Annotated in this window: 3 protein-coding genes; all 3 read left to right on the top strand. The window is 38.6% G+C overall.

The genetic code is table 11. From position 1 onward, the window contains the following. Positions 1-619: hypothetical protein (locus B5D46_RS12250; protein WP_159443118.1), on the top strand; the 619-nt coding region annotated here is incomplete at its 5' end. Positions 620-621: 2 nt separating this feature from the next. After that, positions 622-972, top strand: a complete 351-nt coding sequence (gene tnpB, locus B5D46_RS11865) for an IS66 family insertion sequence element accessory protein TnpB (RefSeq protein WP_074945380.1) — start codon at positions 622-624, stop codon at positions 970-972. 277 nt (positions 973-1,249) lie between these two features. After that, the coding region (locus tag B5D46_RS11860; protein WP_143675691.1) for an IS66 family transposase at positions 1,250-2,610 on the top strand (1,361 nt) is incomplete at its 3' end.

Below are 2,610 nucleotides of genomic sequence, written 5' to 3'. Positions count from 1 at the left end.
CATAAAAATCACAGCTCAGTACCAATCCTTCACAGCTACAATTGATTGGATTGAAATTTACAAGCGCTTTGAAGAATCAAAACTCTCCTGTTATTCGTTCTACAAAAGTGTTTTCCCTTCTCTTATTAAGGAGCTTTTTCCTTCTGGATATATGCCGTCTTTATCAACCCTAAGGCTTCATTTTCGAAAAATAAAAAAGGATGGAGTTGATGGGTATATTCAATCGAGTCGAGGCTTAGCAAGTTATAAGAAATGGAATTCCATTTATGACGATATGCTCAGGTCCGGTTTAAAAATGAATGATTTCTTTGAAAAGAGAATTCGAGGAACTATGAAATGCGGACGCAGTGCTTTTTACAGAAAAATGGACAAAATAAAGAAGGAGAGGGAACCAATGACGAATACAGAATCTCAAGATAAGAGCGTAAACATTGTTACACTTAGTCAGGAACAGATTGAACAAAAGGAAAAGTCATCCTCAGTTCAACTCTCAGCTCCATTGCCATCAAAGACTGTAACAGTAAACGTGAAACTATCAAAAAATACATCGATTACTTTTGAAAGTTCCAATCCAGAATATTCTGTTGCTCAGATTATTGCTACACTGGGGAGACTCTGACGGTGAAAATTGATTTCAGTCAGGGAAGGATAACACTGGTGATTGTGCCTTTCGATTTACGCTTCGGATATTATCGTCTGGCACAAATATCAGCAGAATTACTGCATATTGATATAAATAAAGGACAGGATTATGTAGTGTTTATATCAAAAAAACGCTCCATAGCCAAAATCATTTACTCTGATTCCAAAGGCAATCTGCTGATTACAAGAAAGCTTCACCAGAATAAGTTTCAGCTATTACTGGCACGAGCTAATGGTCCTGCAGCAGAACCTTTAACAGTAAAAGAATTGGAATCTTATCTGGATGGAGAACCTCTGGAAATAAAGCGCACCTCTGTACTTAAAGGCTAAATTATTTATTGAGATAACTCACAGATTTAAAACAAAATAATCATTAAAAACAGCCTGTTTTTGCATAAGAAATTGGCAGGTATACCTCTCCTTAAAAATACCTCGTATCGATCGATTCAGATCGACCGAGATCTCCAAATAACCTCAGGTATCTCCCCCTATTACAGCATAACTAAAGTCGCTCTATTTGGCTCTATACCGCAATCTGATGCGGTTTAAAGAGTATTTTTAATAAGGTAAAATATATTATAGATAATAATGTAATCAGAGGCGACTAATGTCTACAAGTAAGATTCTGAACCCGGAAAATATGAGCAAAGAAGAGCTTATTGCTATGCTCATGAAAACCCAGTCAGAATTAGATACCACGAAAGAAGAACTTAAAAAAAGTAATGAAAAGAACGTACTACTTGAAGAGCAGTTAACAGGCGTTCAGGAAGTTACCGCTGAAGGCTTCAGACAGGTATCAGAACTTACTCAGAATCTAAATAAGAGAGTGATTCTGCTGGATGATGTACTCTCTATGAATCTTATAGAGCAGATTGAGTTTGCATTTGCAGAACAGGTGGAATGGATTCAGAATGCCAGAAGCCTGTTTAATCAGACGCCTTTTAATAAAGGCTCTGACGTCAAAGGCAGCAAAAAGAAGCTTGATGAAGCAGAAGCTGCAACCCAAAAGCTAAATGGCTCAATAAAAAATGCCGGCAGAAGCATTAAGCGAGTAGCAAAAACCATAGCCGAAGCAGTAACTGCAATGGCTGGTATTGATAAGACCACATATGGAAAGGCTGCAGCTGCTATAAATTCCTTTGTTGAACCTGCAAGAAAAGATGAAGATAAAAAGAAATCAAAAGGAAGAGTTGCAAAGAACAGAGCTACTACCAGGACAGTATCCGCATCATTAAAAACACATACCTGCAAATCCTGTGGTGGTACCACAGTTCCTTATGAGACAGGAAAACTAGTAGACAAGGTTATCGGTGCCAACCATAAACTCAACGAGATTCTGGGCGTCATTAAGAATATCCATGAAGTTGAGGTCTGCGAGAAATGTGGACAGGTATCAATTGCAATCGATGATAAACAGGATGTGCCTGTAATTCCTAACCGAGAAATCGGAATTGATTACATGTTAGGCTGTTCTGATTTTATCTGCAGAGGCATGGCGCTGAATAACTATATTTCACCAATCAGGGATATGTTTGAAATTGGTAACGACACCATCAGCTATAACCTGCATGACTTTGTTGGCATTTACATTAAGCCTTTATATGACAGCATCATACGAGCAGCAAAGGAAGCTCCAGTATTATTGCTAGATGGAACTCCTTTTGACTGTCTGGAATCTCAGGGCTCAAGAAAGAGTAAAGACAGAAAGCCTGAGGATGTAATGGTAAGCAAGTCCAACTACATTCTGAGTATGGCAGCACCGGCACATGCTAAGGTTCAATTTACCGCTTACGGTTATCTCGAAAAACGAAATTTCGATTCCATAAGAAAAGTCATAACTCCAGATTATAAATTTAAGACGCTTGTTACTGATGGCTTCAGTGGATATGAGCAACTGCTGGATGAGCATCCGGGAGCAAAACTGCAGCACTGTCTGGTCCATTTGCGACGCTATCTGATAGTTGCCTT

This window comes from Succinivibrio dextrinosolvens DSM 3072 (assembly GCF_900167015.1).
In the GTDB taxonomy this organism is placed as follows: Bacteria; Pseudomonadota; Gammaproteobacteria; order Enterobacterales; family Succinivibrionaceae; genus Succinivibrio; species Succinivibrio dextrinosolvens.
The sequence above is the reverse complement of the archived record's forward strand: the minus strand, read 5'-3'. Positions and strand labels throughout refer to the sequence as shown.